Origin of the sequence: Streptomyces sp. NPDC052101 (assembly GCF_040680235.1) — a bacterium.
Taxonomy (GTDB): Bacteria; Actinomycetota; Actinomycetes; order Streptomycetales; family Streptomycetaceae; genus Streptomyces.
Genome location: NZ_JBFAWH010000002.1, coordinates 701,326 through 723,932, shown reverse-complemented (window position 1 = coordinate 723,932; position 22,607 = coordinate 701,326). Strand labels below are relative to the sequence as shown.

The 22,607-nt window shown below is 71.7% G+C and carries 20 protein-coding genes and 1 tRNA gene; 14 read left to right on the top strand and 7 right to left on the bottom strand.

Annotated elements, in window-relative coordinates; genetic code table 11:
• Positions 1-64 precede the first annotated feature (64 nt).
• From AB0L75_RS06895 to AB0L75_RS06885, 3 genes are all read left to right on the top strand, one after another.
• The gene (locus tag AB0L75_RS06895; RefSeq protein ID WP_365176359.1) at positions 65-1,477 is read left to right on the top strand and encodes a PP2C family protein-serine/threonine phosphatase; all 1,413 of its coding nucleotides are present in this window, start codon (positions 65-67) and stop codon (positions 1,475-1,477) included.
• A 147-nt stretch (positions 1,478-1,624) separates the two neighbouring features.
• Positions 1,625-3,109, top strand: coding sequence for an aminopeptidase P family protein (locus AB0L75_RS06890; protein WP_365176357.1), 1,485 nt, complete (start codon positions 1,625-1,627; stop codon positions 3,107-3,109).
• Between the two features lie 67 nt (positions 3,110-3,176).
• A complete protein-coding gene (locus AB0L75_RS06885) occupies positions 3,177-4,544 on the top strand; it encodes a PLP-dependent aminotransferase family protein (RefSeq protein ID WP_365176355.1) in 1,368 nt (455 codons plus the stop codon).
• Positions 4,545-4,578: 34 nt separating this feature from the next.
• On the opposite strand, the gene AB0L75_RS06880 is transcribed toward AB0L75_RS06885, so the two are convergent.
• Positions 4,579-5,025, bottom strand: coding sequence for an ATP-binding protein (locus AB0L75_RS06880; RefSeq protein ID WP_365176353.1), 447 nt, complete (start codon positions 5,023-5,025; stop codon positions 4,579-4,581).
• A 186-nt stretch (positions 5,026-5,211) separates the two neighbouring features.
• Between AB0L75_RS06880 and AB0L75_RS06875 the strand changes: the two genes are divergently transcribed.
• The 9 genes from AB0L75_RS06875 (at position 5,212) to AB0L75_RS06835 (ending at position 15,222) form a co-directional block, all read left to right on the top strand.
• Complete coding sequence (locus tag AB0L75_RS06875) at positions 5,212-6,075, top strand: hypothetical protein (protein WP_365176351.1); 864 nt, start codon at positions 5,212-5,214, stop codon at positions 6,073-6,075.
• A 181-nt stretch (positions 6,076-6,256) separates the two neighbouring features.
• Complete coding sequence (locus tag AB0L75_RS06870; protein ID WP_365176349.1) at positions 6,257-7,003, top strand: YcnI family protein; 747 nt, start codon at positions 6,257-6,259, stop codon at positions 7,001-7,003.
• 112 nt (positions 7,004-7,115) lie between these two features.
• Positions 7,116-7,769, top strand: a complete 654-nt coding sequence (locus tag AB0L75_RS06865; RefSeq protein ID WP_365176347.1) for an SCO family protein — start codon at positions 7,116-7,118, stop codon at positions 7,767-7,769.
• Positions 7,766-8,263 (top strand): copper chaperone PCu(A)C, encoded by a 498-nt coding sequence (locus tag AB0L75_RS06860; protein WP_365176345.1) that lies wholly within the window; start codon positions 7,766-7,768, stop codon positions 8,261-8,263. The genes AB0L75_RS06865 and AB0L75_RS06860 overlap by 4 nt, the downstream gene beginning before the upstream one ends.
• Before the next feature lie 17 nt (positions 8,264-8,280).
• Positions 8,281-10,200, top strand: coding sequence for a copper resistance protein CopC (locus tag AB0L75_RS06855; protein ID WP_365176343.1), 1,920 nt, complete (start codon positions 8,281-8,283; stop codon positions 10,198-10,200).
• 8 nt (positions 10,201-10,208) lie between these two features.
• Complete coding sequence (gene efeB, locus AB0L75_RS06850; protein WP_365176341.1) at positions 10,209-11,492, top strand: iron uptake transporter deferrochelatase/peroxidase subunit; 1,284 nt, start codon at positions 10,209-10,211, stop codon at positions 11,490-11,492.
• Positions 11,493-11,663: 171 nt separating this feature from the next.
• The gene (pheA, locus tag AB0L75_RS06845) at positions 11,664-12,596 is read left to right on the top strand and encodes a prephenate dehydratase (RefSeq protein WP_365176339.1); all 933 of its coding nucleotides are present in this window, start codon (positions 11,664-11,666) and stop codon (positions 12,594-12,596) included.
• A 551-nt stretch (positions 12,597-13,147) separates the two neighbouring features.
• Entirely contained in the window at positions 13,148-14,425 is a 1,278-nt protein-coding gene (gene serS, locus AB0L75_RS06840; RefSeq protein ID WP_365176337.1) for a serine--tRNA ligase, read from the top strand.
• Entirely contained in the window at positions 14,422-15,222 is an 801-nt protein-coding gene (locus tag AB0L75_RS06835) for an HAD family hydrolase (protein WP_365176335.1), read from the top strand. The genes serS and AB0L75_RS06835 overlap by 4 nt, the downstream gene beginning before the upstream one ends.
• Positions 15,223-15,240: 18 nt before the next feature.
• Here AB0L75_RS06835 and AB0L75_RS06830 read toward each other — a convergent pair.
• The 6 genes from AB0L75_RS06830 to AB0L75_RS06805 all read right to left on the bottom strand — a co-directional run bounded on the left by AB0L75_RS06830 (position 15,241) and on the right by AB0L75_RS06805 (position 19,454).
• A tRNA-Ser gene (locus AB0L75_RS06830) sits at positions 15,241-15,325 on the bottom strand.
• Between the two features lie 261 nt (positions 15,326-15,586).
• Positions 15,587-15,829 (bottom strand): hypothetical protein, encoded by a 243-nt coding sequence (locus tag AB0L75_RS06825; protein WP_365176333.1) that lies wholly within the window; start codon positions 15,827-15,829, stop codon positions 15,587-15,589.
• 99 nt (positions 15,830-15,928) lie between these two features.
• Positions 15,929-16,648 (bottom strand): ABC transporter permease, encoded by a 720-nt coding sequence (locus AB0L75_RS06820; RefSeq protein ID WP_365176331.1) that lies wholly within the window; start codon positions 16,646-16,648, stop codon positions 15,929-15,931.
• Positions 16,649-16,658: 10 nt separating this feature from the next.
• Positions 16,659-17,570 (bottom strand): ABC transporter ATP-binding protein, encoded by a 912-nt coding sequence (locus AB0L75_RS06815; RefSeq protein ID WP_365176329.1) that lies wholly within the window; start codon positions 17,568-17,570, stop codon positions 16,659-16,661.
• Entirely contained in the window at positions 17,567-18,484 is a 918-nt protein-coding gene (locus AB0L75_RS06810) for an ABC transporter permease (RefSeq protein ID WP_365176327.1), read from the bottom strand. The genes AB0L75_RS06815 and AB0L75_RS06810 overlap by 4 nt, the downstream gene beginning before the upstream one ends.
• Positions 18,474-19,454 (bottom strand): ABC transporter ATP-binding protein, encoded by a 981-nt coding sequence (locus tag AB0L75_RS06805; protein WP_365176482.1) that lies wholly within the window; start codon positions 19,452-19,454, stop codon positions 18,474-18,476. The genes AB0L75_RS06810 and AB0L75_RS06805 overlap by 11 nt, the downstream gene beginning before the upstream one ends.
• Positions 19,455-19,697: 243 nt before the next feature.
• Here AB0L75_RS06805 and AB0L75_RS06800 point away from each other — a divergent pair, with 243 nt between their 5' ends.
• The gene (locus tag AB0L75_RS06800) at positions 19,698-20,540 is read left to right on the top strand and encodes a M24 family metallopeptidase (protein ID WP_365176325.1); all 843 of its coding nucleotides are present in this window, start codon (positions 19,698-19,700) and stop codon (positions 20,538-20,540) included.
• Entirely contained in the window at positions 20,537-22,291 is a 1,755-nt protein-coding gene (locus AB0L75_RS06795; protein ID WP_365176323.1) for an SDR family oxidoreductase, read from the top strand. Before AB0L75_RS06800 ends, AB0L75_RS06795 begins: the two co-directional genes overlap by 4 nt.
• The last annotated feature ends 316 nt before the right edge of the window (positions 22,292-22,607 follow it).

Below are 22,607 nucleotides of genomic sequence, written 5' to 3'. Positions count from 1 at the left end.
TGCTTTTCAGCAATACGCACCGGTCTGAAGGCCGGACGCCATGAACGCCCCGCACCCTCCGAAAGTGGCTGGAATCGATCCTGCGGTTCCAACGCCCGCACACACTGTCGCGCCCGCCCCCCACGGCCCCGGCGACGATCCCTCCCCCGACGCCGCTCCCGTCCCCGCCCCGCACGCCCCCGCGCCCGGCACCCTCCTCCAGGACCGGCTGGCCGGCTGGGTCTCGGACCTGACGACCCTCCACGAACTCACCGAGCGCCTGTCCCGCACGCACGCCCTGGAGCCGGCCCTGCACGAGCTGCTGCGCGCCGGAGCCGCCCTCGTCGGCGCCCGCCGCGGCCTCGTCGCCCTGGAGCCCGGTGACGGACTCGGCCCCCGCACCACCCTCGGCCTCGGCCTCGGCCGCGCCGACCTCGGCCATATCGAGACCGTCCCGCGCGGCGCGCTGCCGTACGACACCGGCACGGCCGCCGAGATCGTCCACCCCGACCTGCTCGCCGAGGAGGGCCTCGACCCCCGGCACCGCGAGGTCGCCGCCCGCCTCGGCTACGCCGCCAGCTACGCCCTGCCCCTCGCCTCCGACTCCGCCGGCCGCCTCGGCGCCGCCGTCTGGTTCTACGACGAACCGGCCGAGCCGCACGAGCGGCAGCGCCACCTCGTCGGCCTCTACGTCCGGCAGGCCACCGAGCACCTCGCCCGGCTGCTGGAAGTGGAACGCACCCGCGCGCGCGTGGCGACCATCACCGAGGAACTGCTGCCCACCCGGCTGCCCCGCGTACCCGGCGTCCAGCTCGCCGCCCGGCACCGCACCGGCCCGCACGGCGGCGGCGACTGGTACGACGCGCTGCCGCTGCCGGACGCCGCGCTCGGTCTGTCCGTCGGCTCGGTCACCGGTTCCGGTCCGAGCGCGGTGGCCGCGATGGGCCGTCTGCGCGCCTCCCTGCGCGCCTACGCCGTGATGGAGGGCGAGGACCCGGTCGCCGTCCTGTCCGACCTGGAGCTGCTGCTGCGGCTGACCGAGCCCGCCCGCTCGGCCACCGCGCTGTTCGCCTACTGCGAGCCCGCCCTGCGCAAGGTCACCCTGGCCGGCGCCGGCCACAGCCCGCCGCTGCTGATCGGCGAGCGGCGCACCGAGTTCGCCGAGACCTCCGTCTCCGCGCCGCTCGGCATGCTCGCCTGCTGGGAGGCGCCCAGCGTGGAGATCCAGGCCGAGCCCGGAGAGACGGTCCTGCTCTACACCGACGGGCTGCTGCACCGTACCGGCGACCCCATGGACCGCGCCTTCGCCCGCCTGCACGCGGCCGCCGCGAGCATCCCGCGCGCGCTGCGCCACGACCCCGGCGCCGTCGCCGACCATGTCCTGCGCACCGTCCTGCCGAACGGCCTGGATGTGGGGGCACCTCCCGGTCGAGCGAATTCGAGACTGGGGGACGACAACGAGGAGGACGTGGTGCTGCTGGCGGCCCGCTTCGACTGAGCCCGCCTGTAATGACCGGGCATAACAGGGCATCCGGCCCTCGCCCGCTCCTGGTACGACCGTACGATGATGGAGGTCCCCGCTCGGCCACAAGCAGGAGCGTCGCGGGCCCCGGGGGAGATCACAAGGCGTATCGAGGAGGATCACGTGTCCGACGAGCTCAACCCGGCTGTGCCCGACTCCGCTACCGCGGAGGGCCCCGAGACCGAGTCCGAGGAGCCCATCAAGCAGCGGAAGAACGGCCTGTACCCGGGCGTCTCCGACGAGCTGGCCGAGAACATGCAGTCCGGCTGGGCCGACACGGAGCTGCGTGACCTGGAGCCGATCCCGCAGGCCGCCGAGACCGCGCGCCGCCGCGCCGCGCTCTCCGCCCGCTTCCCGGGCGAGCGCCTGGTGATCCCGGCGGGCAACCTGAAGACCCGCTCGAACGACACCGAGTACCCCTTCCGCTGCTCGGTCGAGTACGCGTACCTCAGCGGAAACCAGACCGAGGACGGCGTCCTGGTGCTGGAGCCGAAGGACGACGGCCACGAGGAGACGATCTACCTCCTGCCCCGCTCCGACCGGGAGAACGGCGAGTTCTGGCTCTCCGGCCAGGGCGAGCTGTGGGTCGGCCGCCGCCACTCCCTCACCGAGTCCGAGGCGCTCTACGGCATCCCGGCCGCCGATGTGCGCGAGCTGGCCGGCAAGCTGCGCGAGGCCACCGGCCCGGTGCGCGTGGTGCGCGGCCACGACGCCGGCATCGAGGCCGCGCTGACCGACAAGGTCACCGCCGAGCGCGACGAGGAGCTGCGCGTCTTCCTCTCCGAGGCCCGGCTGGTCAAGGACGAGTTCGAGGTCGGCGAGCTGCAGAAGGCCGTCGACTCGACGGTCCGCGGCTTCGAGGACGTCGTCAAGGTCCTGGACAAGGCCGAGGCGACCTCCGAGCGCTACATCGAGGGAACGTTCTTCCTTCGCGCGCGCGTGGAGGGCAACGACGTCGGCTACGGCTCCATCTGCGCCGCCGGCCCGCACGCCTGCACCCTGCACTGGGTGCGCAACGACGGCCCGGTCCGCTCCGGCGACCTGCTCCTGCTGGACGCCGGCGTGGAGACGCACACCCTGTACACCGCCGACGTCACGCGCACGCTGCCGATCAACGGCACGTACACCGAGATCCAGAAGAAGATCTACGACGCCGTGTACGAGGCTCAGGAGGCCGGTATCGCGGCCGTGAAGCCGGGCGCCAAGTACCGCGACTTCCACGACGCCGCCCAGCACGTGCTCGCCACGAGGCTCGTCGAGTGGGGCCTGGTCGAGGGCCCGGTCGAGCGGGTCCTGGAGCTGGGCCTGCAGCGCCGCTGGACCCTGCACGGCACCGGCCACATGCTCGGCATGGACGTCCACGACTGCGCCGCCGCGCGGACCGAGACGTACGTGGACGGCACGCTGGAGCCGGGCATGGTGCTCACCGTCGAGCCGGGGCTGTACTTCCAGGCCGACGACCTGACCGTGCCGGAGGAGTACCGGGGCATCGGCGTCCGCATCGAGGACGACATCCTCATCACCGCGGACGGCAACCGAAACCTTTCGGCCGGTCTGCCGCGCCGCTCCGACGAGGTCGAGGCATGGATGGCGTCGCTGAAGGGCTGATCTGGGTTTGAATGGCCGGGTACCGGGGAGGTGCCCGGCCATTCGCGTGCCTAGGGGGAAGGTTCTCGTGAACGACTTCTGGTCCGGTGTGGGTGTGGATCTGCATCTCGAACCCGACTCGGCGGACGGCCGCCGTATCGGGCTGGAGCGGGCCCTGAGAGACGCCGTACGGGACGGGCGGCTCACCCCCGGAACCCGGCTGCCGGCCACCCGGCGGCTCGCCGCCGAACTCGGCATCTCGCGCGGCACCGCCAAGGCCGCCTACGACCAGCTCGTCGCCGAGGGTTACCTGACGGCGCGCCAGGGCTCGGGCACCCGGGTCGCCGAGCTGCCGACCGTCGAGTCGGCGGAGCCCGGCACGGCGACACGCACGCGTGCCCCGCGTTTCGACCTGCGCCCCGGCAGCCCGGACGTCGGCGCGTTCCCGGCGGCCGCCTGGCTGCGCGCACTGCGCCGGGCCATAGCGACGGCGCCCTCACTGGCGTACGACTACGGCGACCCGCGCGGGCGCGTCGAGCTGCGCATGGCGCTCTCCGGCTATCTGGGCCGGGCGCGCGGGGTGCTCGCGCCGCCGGAGCGGATCGTCATCACCTCCGGGTACGTCCAGGGTCTCGCGCTCCTCACGCGCGTGCTGGACGGCGCCGCCGTCGCCATGGAGGACCCCGGGCTGCCCTTCCACCGGGAGGTCGTGCGGCGCAACGGCGGAACGGTCCTGCCGGTGCCGGTCGACGCGCGCGGGCTGCGCCCCGAGCAGCTGGGCGAGGCGGCCGCCGTGGTGCTCACCCCGGCACACCAGTACCCGACCGGCGTGACCCTGCACCCGGAGCGGCGGCGGGCGCTCGGCGACTGGGCACGCGCGCGTGGCGGGCTGATCGTCGAGGACGACTACGACGGGGAGTTCCGCTACGACCGCCAGCCGGTGGGCGCGTTGCAGGGCATGGCACCCGGTCAGGTGGTGTACCTGGGCACCGCCTCCAAGACGCTCGGCCCGGCGCTGCGACTCGGCTGGATGGTGCTGCCGCCGCAGCTGGTCGACGCGGTCGCCGACGCCAAGCTGCACAGCGACCACCACACCGAGACCATCGGCCAGCTCGCGCTCGCCGAGCTGATCGACAGCCATGCCTACGACCGGCATGTGCGCGCCTGCCGGCTGCGCTACCGGCGCCGCCGGGACCAGCTGCTGGACCGGCTGGGGGCGGGCCGCAGCGTGCGCGGCATCGCGGCGGGGCTGCACGCGCTGATCGACGTGCCCGACGAGGCCGAGGCGCTGGCCCGCGCGGAGGCGGAGGGCCTCGCCCTCGGCGCCCTCGGCGACCACTGGCACACCCCCGGTCCCGGCCGCCCGCAGGGCCTGGTCGTCGGCTACGGCACACCCCGCGAACGGGCGTATCCGGAGGCGCTGGAGGCGCTGGCGAAGGTCCTCGACAAGGGCTGAGCCGACCGCACCCGCCGGCCTCTCCCGCCGGCTGTCACGCCGTCAGCAGTGAAGGATCCTTCTTCCACTTCAGGATCTTGTCGAAGCTGACCACCGTGCCGCCCCGGCCGGGCTTGGCGCCGATCTGGACGTGATCGGCGAGTTCCCGGATGAGACAGAGCCCGCGGCCGTGCTCGGCGTCCGGACGGGCCGGACGGATCTCCTGCACACGCGGGATTCCCGGCCCGGAATCGGCCACTTCGATACGGCACTTCTCGCCGTCGAGATACGCGGTCACCCGGTACGCCCCCGGGGAGCCGCCGTGCGGCAGCCTCCCGCCGTGCTCGACGGCGTTCGCGCAGGCCTCGCTCAGGGCGACGGAAAGGTCGTAGGAGATCTCGGGGTCGACGCCCGCCGTCTCCATGGTGCCGATCAGCAGCCGCCGGGCGAGCGGCACGCTCGCGGCCTCGCGGCGCAGATGGAGTGACCACCAGATGCTCATGCTCCAGCCTCCTGGCCGCGGCTCGACATACCGATACCTATTGCCGCCCATAGGGGGCCGTAAGCACACCGTTGACGTGACTCCGCCCATACAGCCGATGCGCCGCGGGAGGAATCGGTGTATGAGGGACGATCCCGCGGCCCTGCCGTAGGGCTCCGATAAGCCCAGTGCGATGATGGGCCCGCCATGACTGCCCCCCACCCGCGCACGGCGCGCCCCGGAGCCGGGCTCCGGATCCTGCGGGCCGCGGTGTTCGCCGCGGTCTGTGTCGCGCTGGCCGCGTGCGGGCACGCCCTCGCCTCCTGCGCGAGCGTGCCGCTGTGGACGCTGGGTGCGGGCTTCGCCGGCTGTCTGCTGCTCGTGGTGCCGCTTGCCGGGCGGGCTCGCTCGCTGCCCGGCATCGCCGCGTCCCTCGCGCTCGGCCAGACCGCGCTGCACCTGCTGTTCGGGCTGGGTCAGCACGGGGCCGCCATGGCCTCCGGGCGGATGGCGACGGGGGCGATGAACCCCGCCGGCTCGGGGGGCTCGACGGGCTCTTCGCTCAGTGACACCGCGCTGGTCGAGCAGGCCGCGCGGTTCCTGTGCGGGGCGAGCCCGAGCGCCCTCACCCCCGGGCGCGCCTTCCATGTCCTGCTCGCCGCACATCTCATCGACCGTTCGGGCCGGCCCCTGGCCGGCACGGGCGGCAGGTACCACGCGTACGACGTCACCGGCTCCTCCGCCGCGCTGCTGCCCTCGCTGCCGATGCTGCTCGGCCACGTCCTCGCGGCCGTCGCCGCGGGCTGGCTGCTGCGCCGCGGCGATCTGGCCCTGCTGCGGTTGACCGAGCTGTCGACGCACGGAGTCGCGGAGGGGGCTCTCGTACGTTCCCTGCGCGCGGCGCTCGCGCTGGCGCGCGCCCTGTGCGCCGGGCTGCTGCCCGCCTCCGCGCCCGGCCCGCGCCACCGCCGTACCGCCCGGGACGAGCCGCCCGCCCCGCACACCACCGCACTCCAGCACACGGTGATCCGGCGCGGCCCGCCCGCCGCACCCTTCCTCCTCGCCGCCTGACGCGACGCGCACACCACTCCACGCAAGAGCCCCATCAGAGAGCCACGGGAGCGGCCGCTGCCGTCGCGCGGCACGCGCGCGTGCGCATCTCCGCAGGCTCGGCACGGCTCCGAGCTGCGGCACGGCCACGCGCCCGCCTACCTCCTCGTCACCGGAACTCTCAGAGTGGAGTGCTCCTGCCATGCAGGCATCTCGTATCGCCTCTCGTATCGCCTCTCGCGTCGCCGCCGCCACCGCCGCCGCGGGCACGGCCGTCCTCGCGCTGTCCGTCCCCGCCTTCGCCCACGTCGCCGTGGAGCCGGAGGGCACCGCGGCCAAGGGCGGCTACGCGGTCGTCGACTTCAAGGTCCCCAACGAGCGCGACAAGGCCTCGACCACCAAGGTCGAGGTCGCCTTCCCGGCCGACCACCCGCTCGCCTCGGTCATGCCCGAGCCCGTCCCCGGCTGGAACGTGCAGGTCACCAAGGCCAAGCTGGACAAGCCGCTGACCATGCACGGCGAGAAGATCGACCAGGCCGTCACCAAGGTCACCTGGACCGCCGCCGACGGCAAGGGCATCCAGCCCGGCTACTTCCAGAAGTTCCCGCTCTCCGTCGGCGCCCTGCCCGAGAACACCGACCAGCTCGCGTTCAAGGCGCTCCAGACGTACTCCGACAACGAGGTCGTGCGCTGGATCGAGGTGCCGCGGGCCGGCCAGGACGAGCCGGAGAACCCGGCGCCGGTCCTGCGGCTGTCCGATGCGAGCGACGACCACCACGGCTCGGCGAACGCCAAGGACACCGCCGAGAAGACCGAGAACACGGCCGCCGCCGAGGACTCCGGTTCCGACACCGACACCACCGCCCGCGTGCTCGGCGTGGTCGGCATCGTCGTCGGCGCCGCAGGCGTCGCCTACGGCGTCCTCGCGGGCCGCCGCCGGACCGCCTGAGCCCCACCGTTCCGGAACCGCGCCCCGGGGCTCGTGCGGCGCATGCGACGCTGTCGTGGCCGTCGTACGACCCCGGTGCGTGCCGGATTACTTACATCTGGGACATTTCTCTATGCGTAAGAAGACGTTCGCCGCGGCCGCGCTGCTCGCCGCCGCCACCCTGACCCTGTCCGCCTGCGGCAGCGGGAACGACGACAAGTCGCCGGTCTCCGTGGTCGCGGAGGAGTCCGGCTCGAACAAGGCCGCCACCGTCCTCGACCAGCCCTTCGAGAAGCCGGACCTCGTCCTCACCGACACGCACGGCAAGAAGTACGACCTCCGCGCGCAGACCAAGGGCCACCCGACCCTGGTCTACTTCGGCTACACGCACTGCCCCGACATCTGCCCGACGACGATGAGCAACATCGCCGTCGCCAAGAAGTCGCTGCCCAAGGCCGCGCAGAACGATCTGAGGGTCGTGTTCGTCACCACCGACCCCGGCCGCGACACACCGGCCGAGCTGGGCAAGTGGCTCAAGGGCATCGACCCCCAGTTCATCGGTCTGACCGGGGACTTCGCCACCATCCAGGCCGGCGCCCGCTCCGTCGGCATCTCCGTGGAGCCGACGACGAAGGACAAGAACGGCAAGCTCGTCTCCGTCCACGGCACCCAGGTCATCGCCTTCTCCCCGAAGACGAACGGCGGTTACGTCCTCTACGGCGAGAGCGCCACGGTCGACGACTACACCAAGGACCTGCCCAAGCTCATCAAGGGGGAGAACCCGTGAGGCACCGCTCCGCCGTCCTGACCACGGCCGCCGCGCTCGCCGGTGCGCTGGCCCTCGCGGGCTGCTCGGACTCCGGCTCGACGTCCGGCTCGACGTCCGGGTCCGGCTCCGGCACCAAGAAGGCCGAGCTGTCGGTGAGCGGGTCGTACATCCCGCAGCCGGTCTCCGCCGACATGGCCGCAGGCTTTCTGACGATCACCAACAAGAGCGGCTCCAAGGACGAGCTGACCTCGGTGAGCAGTGACGTCGCCGGCCAGGTCACCATGCACAGCACCGCGGGCGGCGCCATGCGGGAGCAGAACTCCTTCGCCATACCCGCCCACGGTCAACTCGTGTTCAAAAGCGGCGGCAACCATCTGATGTTCGAGAAGCTGAAGCGCACGCCGAAGCAGGGCCAGACGGTCACCGTGAAGCTCACCTTCGCCGAATCCGGGCCCCTCACCATCGAGATGCCGGTGAAGTCCGCCACGTACAACCCGTCGACCGGCCACTGAGGGAGGGACCGACCACCGTGACGCGGACCATCACCCCCAAGGGACAGCGAAGCAGCCTGCGCATCCTGGTGCTGCTGCTCCTCGCCGTCACCGGCGCACTGCTCGCGGGCGCCGGACCGGCCGCCGCGCACGCGGCGCTGACCGGCAGCGACCCCGCGCAGGGGGTGGTGGTCAAGCAGGCACCCAGCCAGGTGTCGCTCACCTTCTCCGAGAAGGTGGCGACGAACGACGACTCCCTGCGCGTCCTCGACCCCCGGGGCAAGCCGGTGCAGAGCGGCAAGCCCGCCAACGTGAGCGGGACGACATACGCCGTGCGGCTCAGAAGCGGCCTGGGCAAGGGCACTTACACGGTCACCTACCAGGTCGTCTCGGCCGACAGCCACCCCGTCTCCGGCGCCTACACCTTCTCCATCGGGGCGCCCTCGCAGACCGTGGTCTCCGGCACCGGGCCGGTCGCGGGCGGCGGAGTGGTCGGCGCGCTCTACGCGTTCGGGCGGTACGCGTCGTACGCCGGCTTCATCGTGCTCGCGGGCGGTGCCGCCTTCGTGCTCGCCTGCTGGCAGCGCGGGGCGGGCGTACGGGCCCTGCAGCGGCTGGTCGTCGGCGGCTGGCTCACGCTCACCGCGGCCACCCTGTGGCTGCTGCTCCTGCGCGGCTCGTACACCACCTCCGGGAAGTTCGCCGACGTCTTCGACCTCGGACTGCTCGGCCAAGTGCTGCAGACCAAGACCGGCGCGGCCCTGGTCTCCCGGCTGCTGCTGCTCGCCGCCGCCGCGCTGTTCATCGCCGTCCTCTTCGGCGCCTACACCAAGCGGGAAGAGGGCCAGGAGAAGCGCGACCTGACCTTCGGGCTCGCCATCGGCGGAGTGGTCGTCGCAGCCGGGCTCGCCACCAGCTGGGCCATGGCCGAGCACGCCTCGGTCGGGCTCCAGCCGGGCATCGCCATGCCCGTCGACGTCCTCCACCTGCTCGCCGTCGCCGCCTGGCTGGGCGGGCTCACCGCCCTGCTGGTCGCCCTGTACCGGGCGCCCGCCGAGACACCGGTGGAGGCCGCCGCCGTCGGCCGCTTCTCGCGCGTGGCCTTCGGTTCCGTTCTCGTGCTTGTCGCGACCGGCACCTACCAGTCCTGGCGCCAGCTGGGCTCCTGGTCGGCGTTCACCGACACCCGGTACGGACAGCTGCTGCTGGTCAAGATCGGGCTGGTGGCGCTGCTGGTCGGCATCGCCTCGGTATCCCGGCGGTGGACGGGCCGGCTCGCCGACACGGTCGCCGGCGCGGCCGACGAGCCCGAGCGGGAACGGGTCGCTTCCGGTGCGGCCAAGCAGTCCGCCGGCAAGGGCAGGACCAGCGGAGACCCCCGGCGCGCCGAGCAGCTCGCCCGGCAGCGGGCCGCCATGGACGCCGCCCGGCAGAAGCGCCTGCGGGACGGTGACACGAACCGCTTCGGACTGCGCCGCTCGGTGCTGGTCGAGGCGGGCGTCGCGGTCGTACTGCTCGCGGTCACCACCTGGCTGACCCAGACCGAGCCGGGCCGCACCGAGCTGGACGCCAAGGCCGCCACGTCCTCCGCCGGCTCGGCCGCGGCGCCCTCGAACGGCGCGCTGACCCTGGACATGCCCTTCGACACCGGCGGCACCGACGGCAAGGGCGTCGTCAGCATCGACCTCGACCCCGCGCGTGTGGGCGGCAACGAGATGCATGTGTACGTCCAGCGGCCGGGCGGCCGGGCCTTCGACATCCCTGAGGTGAAGGTCTCCTTCACCCTGGAGGCGAAGAAGATCGGCCCGCTTCCCGTGACCCCCGACCACATCACGACCGGCCACTGGTCGGCGAGCGGAGTGCAGATCCCCATGGCCGGCGACTGGAAGATCGCCGTCACCGTGCGGACCTCCGACATCGACCAGGCGACCGTCTCCAAGAACGCGCAGATCGGCTGACCCCCACCATGCCCGACCAGTCCATCCCCCAGGTCCGTACCTCCGCCGAGGTCGCGCAGGCGCCCGATTCCGCGGGCGGCCACGGCATCTCCCGGCGCGCACTGCTCGGCACCGCGGGCGCCAGCGGGCTCGTGCTCGGCGCGGCGGGCGGAGCCGTGGGTTATGCCGCCGCGCCCGCCCAGGCCACCCCGCTGACCTCGGTGGGCTCCGAACGGGCGATGTTTCACGGGAAACATCAGCCCGGCATCACCGAGGGGCTCCAGGCGCGCGGCCATCTCGCCGCCTTCGACCTGGCGCCGGGCGCGGGCCGCAAGGAGACCGCAGCCCTGCTGCGCCGCTGGTCGGCGACTGCCGAGCGGCTGATGGCCGGCGAGGCCGCGCCGCACGACGACACCGACGTGGCCCGCGACGCCGGGCCCTCCTCGCTGACGATCACCTTCGGCTTCGGGCACGGCTTCTTCGGCAGGACGGGCCTGGAGAAGCAGCGGCCGAGCGCGCTGGACCCGCTACCGGACTTCTCCTCCGACCATCTGGACAAGGCGCGCAGCGACGGCCACCTGTGGGTGCAGATCGGCGCGAACGACGCCCTGGTCGCCTTCCACGCCCTGCGCGCGATCCAGAAGGACGCGGGCGGCGCGGCCCGGCTGCGCTGGCAGATGAACGGCTTCAACCGCACCCCGGGCGCCACCGCCCACCCCATGACCGCCCGCAACCTCATGGGCCAGCTGGACGGCACCCGCAATCCCAAGCCCACCGACTCCGACTTCGACCAGCGGATCTTCCTGCCTGCCTCCGGCGACCCGGCCTGGATGGCGCACGGGTCCTACGCCGTCGTACGCCGCATCCGGATGCTCCTGGACGACTGGGAGAAGCTGTCGGTGACGGCCCAGGAGGCGGTCATCGGGCGCCGCAAGTCCACTGGGGCGCCGCTGTCCGGGGGCGACGAGACCACCCCGATGGACCTGGAGAAGGCCAACGCCAAGGGCGAGTACGTCGTCCCCCTCAACGCGCACGCCCGGATCACCCGGCCCGACAAGAACGGCGGCGCGGCCATGCTGCGGCGCCCCTTCTCCTACCACGACGGCTTCGACGCGGACGGCACGCCCGACGCCGGCCTGCTCTTCGTCTGCTGGCAGACGGACCCGCTGCGCGGCTTCGTACCGGTGCAGCGCAAGCTCGACCGGGGCGACGCGCTGTCGCAGTTCATCCGGCACGAGGCGAGCGGACTGTTCGCGGTGCCGGGCGGGGCTGCGAAGGGCGAGTACGTGGGGCAGCGGCTGCTGGAGGGGTAGCCGGGAGCCTGACGGAGTTCATGGGGTTGCAGGGTTTACGGGGTTTACGGGGTCTATGGGGTTCACGGGGTTTACCGGTTCTACTGGGCTTTCCCGGGGCAAACCACTCGGTCGAGTGACTCTCGTGAGACACCCGCGCCGGGGCGACGCGCGGCCATTAGGGTGAGGGACATGCCAGCGAGCTATGCGTATCTCGGCCCCGAGGGCACCTTCACCGAAGTCGCCCTGCGGACGCTCCCTGAAGCCGCGACCCGGGAACTCGTCCCGTTCGTCTCGGTGCAGTCCGCGCTGGACGCGGTGCGCTCCGGCGAGGCCGAGGCGGCATTCGTGCCGATCGAGAACTCCGTCGAGGGCGGCATCACCACCACCCTGGACGAGTTGGTCGCGGGCGAACCGCTGACCATCTACCGCGAGGTGCTGCTGTCGATCACCTTCGCGCTGCTGGTCCGGCCCGGCACGAAGCTCGCGGACATCAAGACCGTCTCCGCCCACCCGGCGGCCCAGCCGCAGGTGCGCAACTGGCTGCGCAAGCACCTTCCGGACGCGGTCTGGGAGTCGGCCGCCTCCAACGCGGACGCCGCCCGCCTGGTCCAGGAGGGCCGTTACGACGCCGCCTTCGCGGGCGAGTTCGCCGCCGCCCGCTATGGCCTGGAGGCCCTGGAGACCGGGATCCACGACGCGGAGAACGCACAGACCCGGTTCGTGCTGGTCGGCCGCCCGGCCCGGCCCGCCGCGCCGACCGGTGCCGACAAGACCTCGGTGGTGCTGTGGCAGCGCGACGACCATCCGGGCGCGCTGCGCGACCTGCTCGGCGAGTTCGCCTCGCGCGGCATCAACCTCATGCTGCTGCAGTCCCGGCCGACCGGCGCCGGCATCGGCAACTACTGCTTCTGCATCGACGCCGAGGGCCATATCTCCGACCGTCGGATGGCAGAGGCGCTGATGGGGCTGAAGCGGATCTGTCTCCAGGTGCGGTTCCTCGGCTCCTATCCGCGCGCGGACATCACGCCGGCCGAGGCCCGGCGGACGCTCCCGGGGACATCGGACGAGGAATTCATGGCGGCGGCGGACTGGGTGGCACGCTGCCAGGACGGCCGGTTCTAGCCGGTCATACCCTCATATCATCGTTATCCACAGAAGTTATCCACAGGTCCGCTTCTCGACCTGGGGACAAGTCGACAAGGGTGGGTGAGACGGTCGACAAATCACCTCTCGCGGCCCCGAGGTGGCCATCACTCCACACCTCGCCCTTCGTCCACTCGTTTCCGTTGATTCATCTTTTGGGGCGACCCCTTTCCACCCAAAAGTGGGTGTGACCCGGGTTTGCCCTGGGAATTCCTTGGTCCGGAGACAACTTCCGGAGTGATCAATTCCGAAGTCCACAGATCTTCCACACAGCCTGTGGATAACTCTTCGGGGGGTGTGGATTTCTGTGGACAGCGGTCTCGCCAAGTCCCGTTCTCCACAAGGAGATCCAGTCAACCCGACGCCCTGGGCATGCCCCGTCCCAGGGAGTGAGACACTTTTCCTTGACGCGTTCTGACACGTTCCGCATTTTGCGCATAACAGAACGTAAGCGGGCGAAGAGTGGCAAATCAGAACTCCTCGAAATAGGGATTCGTGGGCGGCGAGCCCGCACCGGTAGCCTTGGCCTCGTGATTGACCTTCGCCTGCTCCGTGAGGACCCCGACCGTGTGCGCGCGTCCCAGCGCGCCCGTGGAGAGGACGTCGCGCTCGTCGACTCCCTCCTCTCTGCCGACGAGCGGCGCAGGTCCTCCGGCGTCCGCTTCGACGAGCTGCGTGCCGAGCAGAAGCAGCTCGGCAAGCTGATCCCCAAGGCCACCGGCGACGAGAAGGCCGAGCTGCTGAAGAAGGCGAGCCAGCTCGCGGCGGACGTCAAGACCGCCGACGCCGAGCGGGACGCGGCCGACGCCGAGACCCAGGAGCTGCTGCTCCGGCTGGGCAACCTCGTCCACCCCGACGTGCCCGTCGGCGGCGAGGAGGACTTCGTCACGCTGGAGACGCACGGCACCATCCGCGACTTCGGTGCCGAGGGCTTCGAGCCCAAGGACCACCTGGAGCTGGGCCAGCTGCTCGGCGCCATCGACGTCGAGCGCGGCGCCAAGGTCTCCGGCTCCCGCTTCTACTTCCTCACCGGCGTCGGCGCCCTGCTGGAGCTGGCCCTGGTGAACGCGGCGATCGCCCAGGCCACCGCGGCCGGCTTCACCCCGATGCTCACCCCGGCGCTGGTCCGCCCGCAGTCCATGGCGGGCACCGGCTTCCTCGGCCAGGCCGCGCAGGACGTCTACCACCTCGACAAGGACGACCTGTACCTGGTCGGCACGTCCGAGGTGCCGCTCGCGGCCTACCACATGGACGAGATCATCGACGCCGAGCGCCTGCCGCTGCGGTACGCGGGCTTCTCGCCCTGCTTCCGCCGCGAGGCCGGCTCGCACGGCAAGGACACCCGGGGCATCTTCCGTGTGCACCAGTTCGACAAGGTCGAGATGTTCTCGTACGTCGCCCCCGAGGACTCCCGGGCCGAGCACCAGCGCCTGCTGGAGTGGGAGAAGCAGTGGCTGACCTCGCTGGAGCTGCCGTTCCGCGTCATCGACGTCGCCAGCGCTGACCTCGGCTCCTCGGCCGCCCGCAAGTACGACTGCGAGGCGTGGGTCCCGACCCAGGGCAAGTACCGCGAGCTGACCTCGACCTCGGACTGCACCGAGTTCCAGTCCCGCCGTCTGTCGATCCGTGTCCGCGACGGCAAGCAGGTCAAGCCGCTCGCCACCCTCAACGGCACGCTGTGCGCCGTACCGCGCACGATCGTGGCGATCCTGGAGAACCACCAGCAGGCCGACGGCTCGGTGTACGTGCCCGAGGTGCTGCGCCCGTACCTGGGCGGCCGGGAGGTCCTGGAGCCGGTCGCCAAGTGACCGGCTTCCCGTACCGACTGATCGCCACCGACCTCGACGGAACGCTTCTGCGCTCCGACGAGTCCATATCGCAGCGCACCCGTGACGCGCTCGCCGCGGCCACCGCGGCGGGCGCGGCCCACATCGTCGTCACCGGCCGCGCCGTCCCCTGGACCCGGCACATCCTGGACGACCTCGGCTACGACGGCCTCGCCGTCTGCGGCCAGGGCGCACAGGTCTACGACGCCGGGGCGCACCGCCTGCTGACGTCCGTGACCCTGGACCGGCAGCTCGCAGGGGTCGCGCTGGCCAAGATCGAGGCCGAGGTGGGCCCGCTGTACCTGGCGGCCAGCCGCGACGGCCTCGACGGCGATGTGCTGGTGGGCCCGGGCTACACGGTCACGGGCACGCTGCCGGCGACCCCGTTTACGGACGCGTCCGACCTCTGGGCGGCGCCGCTGAACAAGATCTACATACAGCATCCGACGCTCTCCGACGACGCTCTGGCGGACGCGGCCCGGCAGGCGGCCGGCGGCTTCGTCACGGTGGCCATGGCGGGCGAGGGCATCGTGGAGCTGCTGCCGCTCGGTCTGTCCAAGGCCACGGGGCTGTCACTGGCGGCCCGCCGTCTGGGCCTGAAGGCCGCGGACACGATCGCCTTCGGCGACATGCCCAACGACATCCCGATGTTCGCCTGGGCGTCCCGGGGCGTGGCGATGGCCAACGCCCACGAGGAGCTGCGCTCGGTGGCGGACGAGGTGACGTCCTCGAACGAGGAGGACGGTATCGCGGTGGTACTGGAGCGGTTGCTGGGCTGAGATTTTCAGCTTCTTCTGCGGAGGATGCACGGATCGAACGTGCGCGGGGTTGCCCCCGACCATGGCTTAGCAAGCCAGTGCCTTACCACTCGGCCAATCCTCCGGGAGGGCGGCCCACGCGAGAGACACATCGCGTGCTCGAAGCGGCCGCCCCGGGCGGTTCCTGTGGCTCCACGGCGGGGTAACTACACCGGAGCCGGCCTCGGACCGCCCTGTCGGGAGCCGGGCGTACTGCCGTGCATGGACATCGCCCACCTCCACTCCCAGAACGCGGCGCCGGGACGATCCCGGCGGATGGGGCACCATCACTCTGCCCCGCCGCCGAGTGGGGCGCCACTGAATTAACCGGCGCCGAAAGCCCGCACTACCGGCGGCGCCATCTGCGGCGCCGCGCCTTGCTGAAGAACCAGCCCGCCGGCGGCTCGTCGGAGCGCCACGGCTGCGGCTCGGGCTCCTCGGCCCGCCAGCGGGCGGCGAGCATCCGGGCTCTCGCGGACGGCTCGGAGGTCTCGGCGGCGTGTACGAAGGCCTCGTCCAGGACCAGCCCGTCAAAGGCGTCCTCGCCGGATCGCCCACGCCCGTCGTGCTGCGGTATCTCCTCTGCCATCACCGGCCTCCTAGCCGTACATCCGCTTCGCCCAGTGTGCCCGGGCCGAGGTGAAGTCCCCGTCAAGCCACCGGGGCCGGACGGGGACCTCCGGGGCGCCTACTCCTCGCCCGCCAGCTTCAGCGTCCGCAGCTTCTGCCCGGCGTACCAGGTGGCCAGGACGGTGACCGCGACCAGCAGCACGGTGGCCGTCGGCAGGCTCACGTCCGAGGTCACGAGATCCCCGCCGACGATCTTGTGGGCGACGGCCAGCGACCACTGCTGGACACTGAGCGTGCGCGCGCCGGGCACCAGCGAGCCGAACAGCGCCTCCCAGACCAGCGCGTAGACGAGCCCGAAGACCACCGCGTGCCGGGAGACCGTGCCGAGCAGCAGGAACAGTGCCGAGTAGGCGATGGAGGACACCAGCGCGGCGACGGTGTAGGCGACGGCGATCTGCTGGCCGTTGCCGTTGAGGATCAGGCCCGCGATCAGGGTCGGCACCGCCGAGAAGACCATGGTCACGGCGATGGCGACGATCAGCTTGGTGAAGATGATCGCGGACCGCTTCAGCGGCTTGGACAACAGGTAGACGACGGAGCCGTCGTCGATCTCCGGGCCGATCGCGCCGGTGCCCGCGATGACGCCGATGATCGGCACCATCGTGGCGATCGCGAAGCCGCCGAGCACGTCGGCGGCGGTCTGGTCGTCGGCTCCGGTCAGGGCGCGTACGGCCACGGAGAGCACGATCAGCAGCAGCGGCAGCGCGCCGAGGATGAGGGCCCGGCGACGGCCGAGCAGGGCCCGGTAGGTGAGCCGGGCGACGGTGGGGTCGTACATCTTCGGCCTCCTACGCCGCGACCAGATACGAGAAGACGGACTCCAGGGACTCGTCGGACGGCGAGACCGTGAGCAGCCGGATGCCTCGGTCCCGGGCGACCTTGGGCAGCAGGGCGGTGAAGCGGCCGAAGTCGACGGCCTGGATGCGCAGTGCGCCCTCGGTCAGGTCGACCTCGATGCCGGCCGTGGAGGGGTCGGCGATCAGCGCGGCCGCGAGGGCGCGGTCGTCGCTGGAGCGGACCAGGTAGCGGTGCGGGCGGTCGGTCATCAGCCGGCGGATCTTGCGGAAGTCGCCGCTGGCCGCGTGCCGTCCGGCGACCACGACCTCGATGTGCCGGGCGAGCTGCTCGACCTCTTCGAGGATGTGCGAGGAGAACAGCACGGTGCGGCCCTCGTCGCCCATCTTCCGCAGCAGATCCATCAGTTGCATGCGCTGGCGCGGGTCCATGCCGTTGAACGGCTCGTCCAGCAGAAGCAGCGAGGGCTCGTGGACCAGCGCGCTCGCCATCTTCACGCGCTGCCGCATGCCCTTGGAGTACGTGGCGATCCTGCGGTCCTGCGCGTACTCCATCTCGACCGTGGCCAGCGCCTTCTGGGCCGCCTTGGCGCCGAGGCCGTGCAGCTCGGCGTTGGCGACGACGAACTCGCGGCCGGTGAGGAAGTCGTACATCGCCTCGCGCTCGGGGACGATGCCGATGTGCTGGTAGATCTTCTCGTTGCGCCACACCGGCTGTCCGTCGAGGGTGACCGTGCCGGTGGAGGGGGCGAGGAAGCCGCCCATCATGTTGATCAGGGTGGACTTTCCGGCGCCGTTGGGGCCGAGCAGGCCCGTGACGCCGGGGCCGATGGTCATGGTGATGTCGTTGACGGCGACCACGTTGCCGAACCAGCGGGAGACGTGGTCGATGCTGAGGGTCGTCACAGTCCCACCTTCTTGTAGCGGCGCATCAGCAGGCCGTAGCTGCCGGCGATCAGGGCGAGCACGACCGCGACGTAGAGCACGCCCTGCCCGGCCGACGGGTTGATCGCTCCGGGGTTGCGGGCGGTCGCGCCCAGGAAGGCCGACTGGACGCCGTCGATGAGCGTGATGGGCGAGAACAGGCCGATCCACGGGATGGCGGAGGTGTGGTTCTGCACATCGGCGATGGCCTGGAGCGTGCTGACCGCGCCGGAGGAAATGATCAGCACGGCGATCACGGCGGCGATGCCGAAGCCGCGGCGCGGGGTGACGGCGGCGATGACCAGGCCGATGCCGGCGAACAGCAGGGAGAGCAGGGCCACGGAGACCAGTCCCTCGGCGAATTCCTTCGTCTGGTGGGCGAAGCCCAGCTTGGACAGCAGCGCGCCCACGTACATCACGAGCAGGGGAGCGGCGGTCATGATGAAGATCGCCGAGGCGAGGGCCGCGAACTTGGCACGGACGTAGTCGGCGGTCTCGATGGGCCGCGAGAAGTACAGCGGCACGGTCTTGAAGCGCAGGTCGCGGGAGACGGCCTGGGGTGCCTGCGCGGCGACGTACAGGCTGATCACGGCCTGCATCATGATCGCGTAGCGGGTGTAGGCGACCGGCAGTTCATGCGCCTTGGTGGCGACCGCGACGGCCACCATGATGGCCGCGGGCACACACATCACCGCGAACAGCAGCATCGGCAGCACCTTGGACTTCGCCGAGCGGCCGAGGCCGTAGGAGCCGCGCAGGGACTGCGAGTACAGCGAACGGCGGGCGTAGGCGCGGCCGAGGCGGGGGCCGTCGTAGCCGCGGTAGCCGATGTCGTGGATGCGGGTCTGGTCGCCCCCGGGCGAGGTCAGGGGCTGCAAGGGGTGCTCAACCGCCATGGCCGACGGCCTCCTTCCGCTGCTCGTCGCTGTGGTGCTCGGCGTCGCCGGTGAACACCTCGGAGATGTGGTGCCGGCGCTGCTCCATGCGGACCAGGCCGAGGCCGAGGTCGGCGACCACGTCCCGGACCAGGTCGTACGTCTCCTCGCCCTGGGCGGTGAGCAGCAGGATGTGCCCGGCGCCGGGCAGGCCCGCGCCCTCGGCGTGCGTCTCCACCCCGCGCGCGTGGAGCGCGTCGCGGACCGCGCGGGTGCCGTCGGGGTGGGTGCCGCTGTCGGTGACCTCGATCGCGAGGGTGGTCGTGGTCTGGGTGAAGTCGGTGGTGGAGCTGGAGCGCAGGAGCTTGCCGCCGTCGATGACGACGACGTGGTCGCAGGTGCGCTCCAACTCGCCCAGCAGATGGGAGGTGACCAGGACCGAGATGCCGAACTCGGTGTGGATACGGCGGATCAGGCCGAGCATCTCGTCCCGGCCGACGGGGTCGAGGCCGTTGGTCGGCTCGTCGAGGAAGACCAGCTTCGGGTCGTGCACCAGGGCCTGGGCGAGCTTCACGCGCTGCTTCATGCCGGTGGAGTAGCCGCCGATGGGGCGGTAGCGCTCCTCGTACAGACCGACATGGCGCAGGGTGTCCGCGGTGCGCTCACGGGCCGCGGTGGGCGGCAGGCCGGACATGCGCGCCATGTGGACGACGAACTCGGTGGCCGAGACGTCCGGCGGCAGGCAGTCGTGCTCCGGCATGTAGCCGACGCGCTCACGGATGGCGCCGCCCTTGGTGGCGACGTCGAGGCCGAGCACCTCGGCGCGGCCCTCCGTGGCGGGGGACAGACCCAGCAGGATCTTGATCAGGGTGGACTTGCCGGCGCCGTTGGCTCCGACGAGTCCGGTCACACCGGGCCCGATGTCCACGGACAGCCGGTCGAGCGCGGTCACCCGGGGGAACCGCTTGCTCAGGCTTTCGGTCGCGATCACAGTCACGCATACGACCGTAGTGATCCGGACCACGCCGGTCGTCAGACCTCAGAGCCGTCTTCGCGTCAGACCCAGGTATTACGGGACCCTAAGGGTCACACCGCCTAGGGGTTACCCCGGGTTCTCCACAGCCTGCCGCCCTCCTATTGACGCCGCCTCTAACAACTGTCACATTCACCAGTGTCAAGTTACGGACGCGTACCGCAGTCGACGCGAGTCGACGGCACGACGGGACGGGGCGGCATGACGACGGCAGTGAGCAGTGAACTCTCGGTGGAACTGCGGGGGTTCAGGCGGGTGCAGCGCCTCGCCTACGAGTGCGCGGAGGCGGTCGCGGCGCGGCTGGAGCCGGGCGTGACCGAGCGCGAGGCGGCGCGGATGCAGCGGGAGTATCTGCGCGAGCGCGGGGTGCGGGACTGGTTCCACCTGCCCTTCGCCTGGTTCGGCGACCGCACGGCGTTCGTGAACTTCCGCATCCCCCTGCAGTTCTTCCCCACCGACCGGGCTCTGGAGCCCGGGATGCCCTTCATCCTGGACATGGCGCCGGTGTACGAGGGCTGTACGGCGGACATCGGCTACTCGGGCTCGCTCGGTGTGAACCCGGTGCAGGACCGGCTGCTGGCCGACCTGGAGGCGCATCGCGAGCTGATCCTGCGCGAGGTGCGCGAGCGGCGCCCGCTGCGCGAGATCTACGAGGACGTGGACCGGCTCATGGTCCACCAGGGCTACGCCAACCGGCATCGCGCCTACCCGTTCGGCGTGATCGCCCACAAAGTGGACCGGGTGCGGCAACGCCGCTTCTCGCCCCACCTGTTCGGATTCGGCACCCAGTCCCTGAAGGGCCTGGCCGCCGACGCGCTGCACGGCCACCGCGAGGGCTGGTCGCCCCTGTGGTCGCCGTACCGCTTCTCGGACCACCCGCCGCAGCCGGGCCTGTGGGCGGTCGAGCCGCACCTCGGTTTCCGGGGGACGGGCGCGAAGTTCGAGGAGATCCTCGTGGTCACCGACTCGAAGGACGCCGAGGAGAGCGCGTTCTGGCTGGACGACGATCTGCCGCACGTGCGGCGCTGGGCGGAGGAGAAGTGACGCTGAAAGGTGCCCGGGAGCGCCGGGTGGCGACCGGCGGGGTCGAGCTGTGCGTGGCCGAGCTGGGCGACCCGCAGCAGCCGACGGTGGTGCTGGTGCACGGCTACCCCGACAGCAAGGAGGTCTGGTCGGAGGTCGCCGTCCGCCTCGCCGACCGCTTCCACGTCGTCCTGTACGACGTCCGGGGCCACGGCCGCTCGACGGCGCCGAAGCCGTTGCGCGGCGGCTTCACGCTGGCCAAGCTGACCGACGACTTCCTGGCCGTCGTGGACGCGGTCAGCCCGGACCGGCCGGTGCACCTGGTCGGGCACGACTGGGGCTCGGTGCAGTCCTGGGAGTTCGTCACGGTGGGCGGCACGGAGGGCCGTATCGCCTCCTTCACCTCGATCTCCGGCCCGTCCCTCGACCACTTCGGGCACTGGATCAACGCACGCGTGAAGCGTCCGACGCCCCGCCGCGTGGGCCAGCTCCTCGGCCAGGGCGCCAAGTCCTGGTACGTGTACATGCTGCACACACCGGTCCTGCCGGAGCTGGCCTGGCGCGGGCCGCTCGGCAAGCGGTGGCCGAGGATCCTGGAGCGGGTCGAGAAGGTCCCCGGCGGCGACTACCCGACCGCGTCCCTGCCCTCGGACGCGGCGCACGGCGCCTGGCTGTACCGGGACAACGTCCGCGCCCGCCTGACCAGACCGCGCCCCGACGCGTACGCGCACGCGCCCGTGCAGCTCATCATGCCCCAGGGGGACGCGTTCCTCTCCGAGCGTCTCTACGACGACCTGGAGCGGTGGGCGCCCCAGCTGACCCGCCGCACACTCCCCGCCAAGCACTGGGTCCCACGCACCCGCCCTGATCAACTCGTCTCCTGGATCGAGGAATTCATCATGTCCGTGGACGGCGGCCGCCCCGAGCCGAAGGCCACCGGCCGCCACGCCGACCGGTTCGGCGGGCAGCTGGTGCTGATCACCGGGGCGGGCAGCGGCATCGGCCGGGCCACGGCGTTCGCGTTCGCGGAGGCGGGCGCGCGCGTGGTGGCCGTCGACCGCGACGCCGAGGCCGCCGCCCGCACCGCCGAGCTGTCCCGGCTGATCGGCGCGCCCGAGGCCTGGGCGGAGACGGCCGACGTCTCCGACGAGCAGACGATGGAGAAGCTCGCCGAGAAGGTGCACCGCGAGTACGGCGTGCTGGACGTGCTGGTCAACAACGCGGGCATCGGTCTGTCGGGCTCCTTCTTCGCCACGACGACCGAGGACTGGCGCAAGGTCCTGGACGTCAATCTCTGGGGCGTGATCCACGGCTGCCGGCTGTTCGGCGCGCGGATGGCCGAGCGCGGCCAGGGCGGCCACATCGTCAACACCGCCTCGGCGGCGGCCTTCCAGCCCTCCCGGGCCCTGCCCGCCTACAGCACCTCCAAGGCGGCGGTGCTGATGCTCTCCGAGTGCCTGCGCGCCGAACTCGCCGGGCAGGGCATTGGGGTGAGCGCCATATGCCCCGGGATCGTCAACACGAACATCACCGCCACGGCCCGCTTCGCCGGCGTCGACGAGGCCGAGGAGCGCCGTCGCCAGAAGAACTCCGCCCGGCTGTACGGCCTGCGCAACTACCCGCCGGAAAAGGTGGCCGAGGCAATCCTGGACGCCGTGGCACACAACAGAGCGGTCGTTCCGGTGACCCCGGAGGCCCGGGGCGCCCATCTCTTGTCACGCGTCATGCCGGGGGCACTGCGCCGGCTCGCGCGCGTGGAGCCGAAGTTGTGAGAGCGGCAGGGCTCGCGCCGTGTAGGTGCAGGTCCGTTGCCGGGTGCGGAGGCGGGTGCAGGTGCGGGTGCGCGTGCGGGTGCGGGTGGGCTGATCGCGCAGTTCCCCGCGCCCCTGGGGGTGCGGTCCCGCGGGCTTCACAGTGCCGCCGCCACCGCGGGCAGTCGTACCCGCGTAGCTGCGGGCAGGCGCACCGCCGTAGCTGCGGGCAAGCGCACGCCGTAGCCACAGGCAGTCGCACCGCCGTAGCCGCAGGCAGTCGTGCCGCTGGGGCGGCACGGGTGGGCGCAGCGGCACCCTGCCGGCGCAGGTGAGC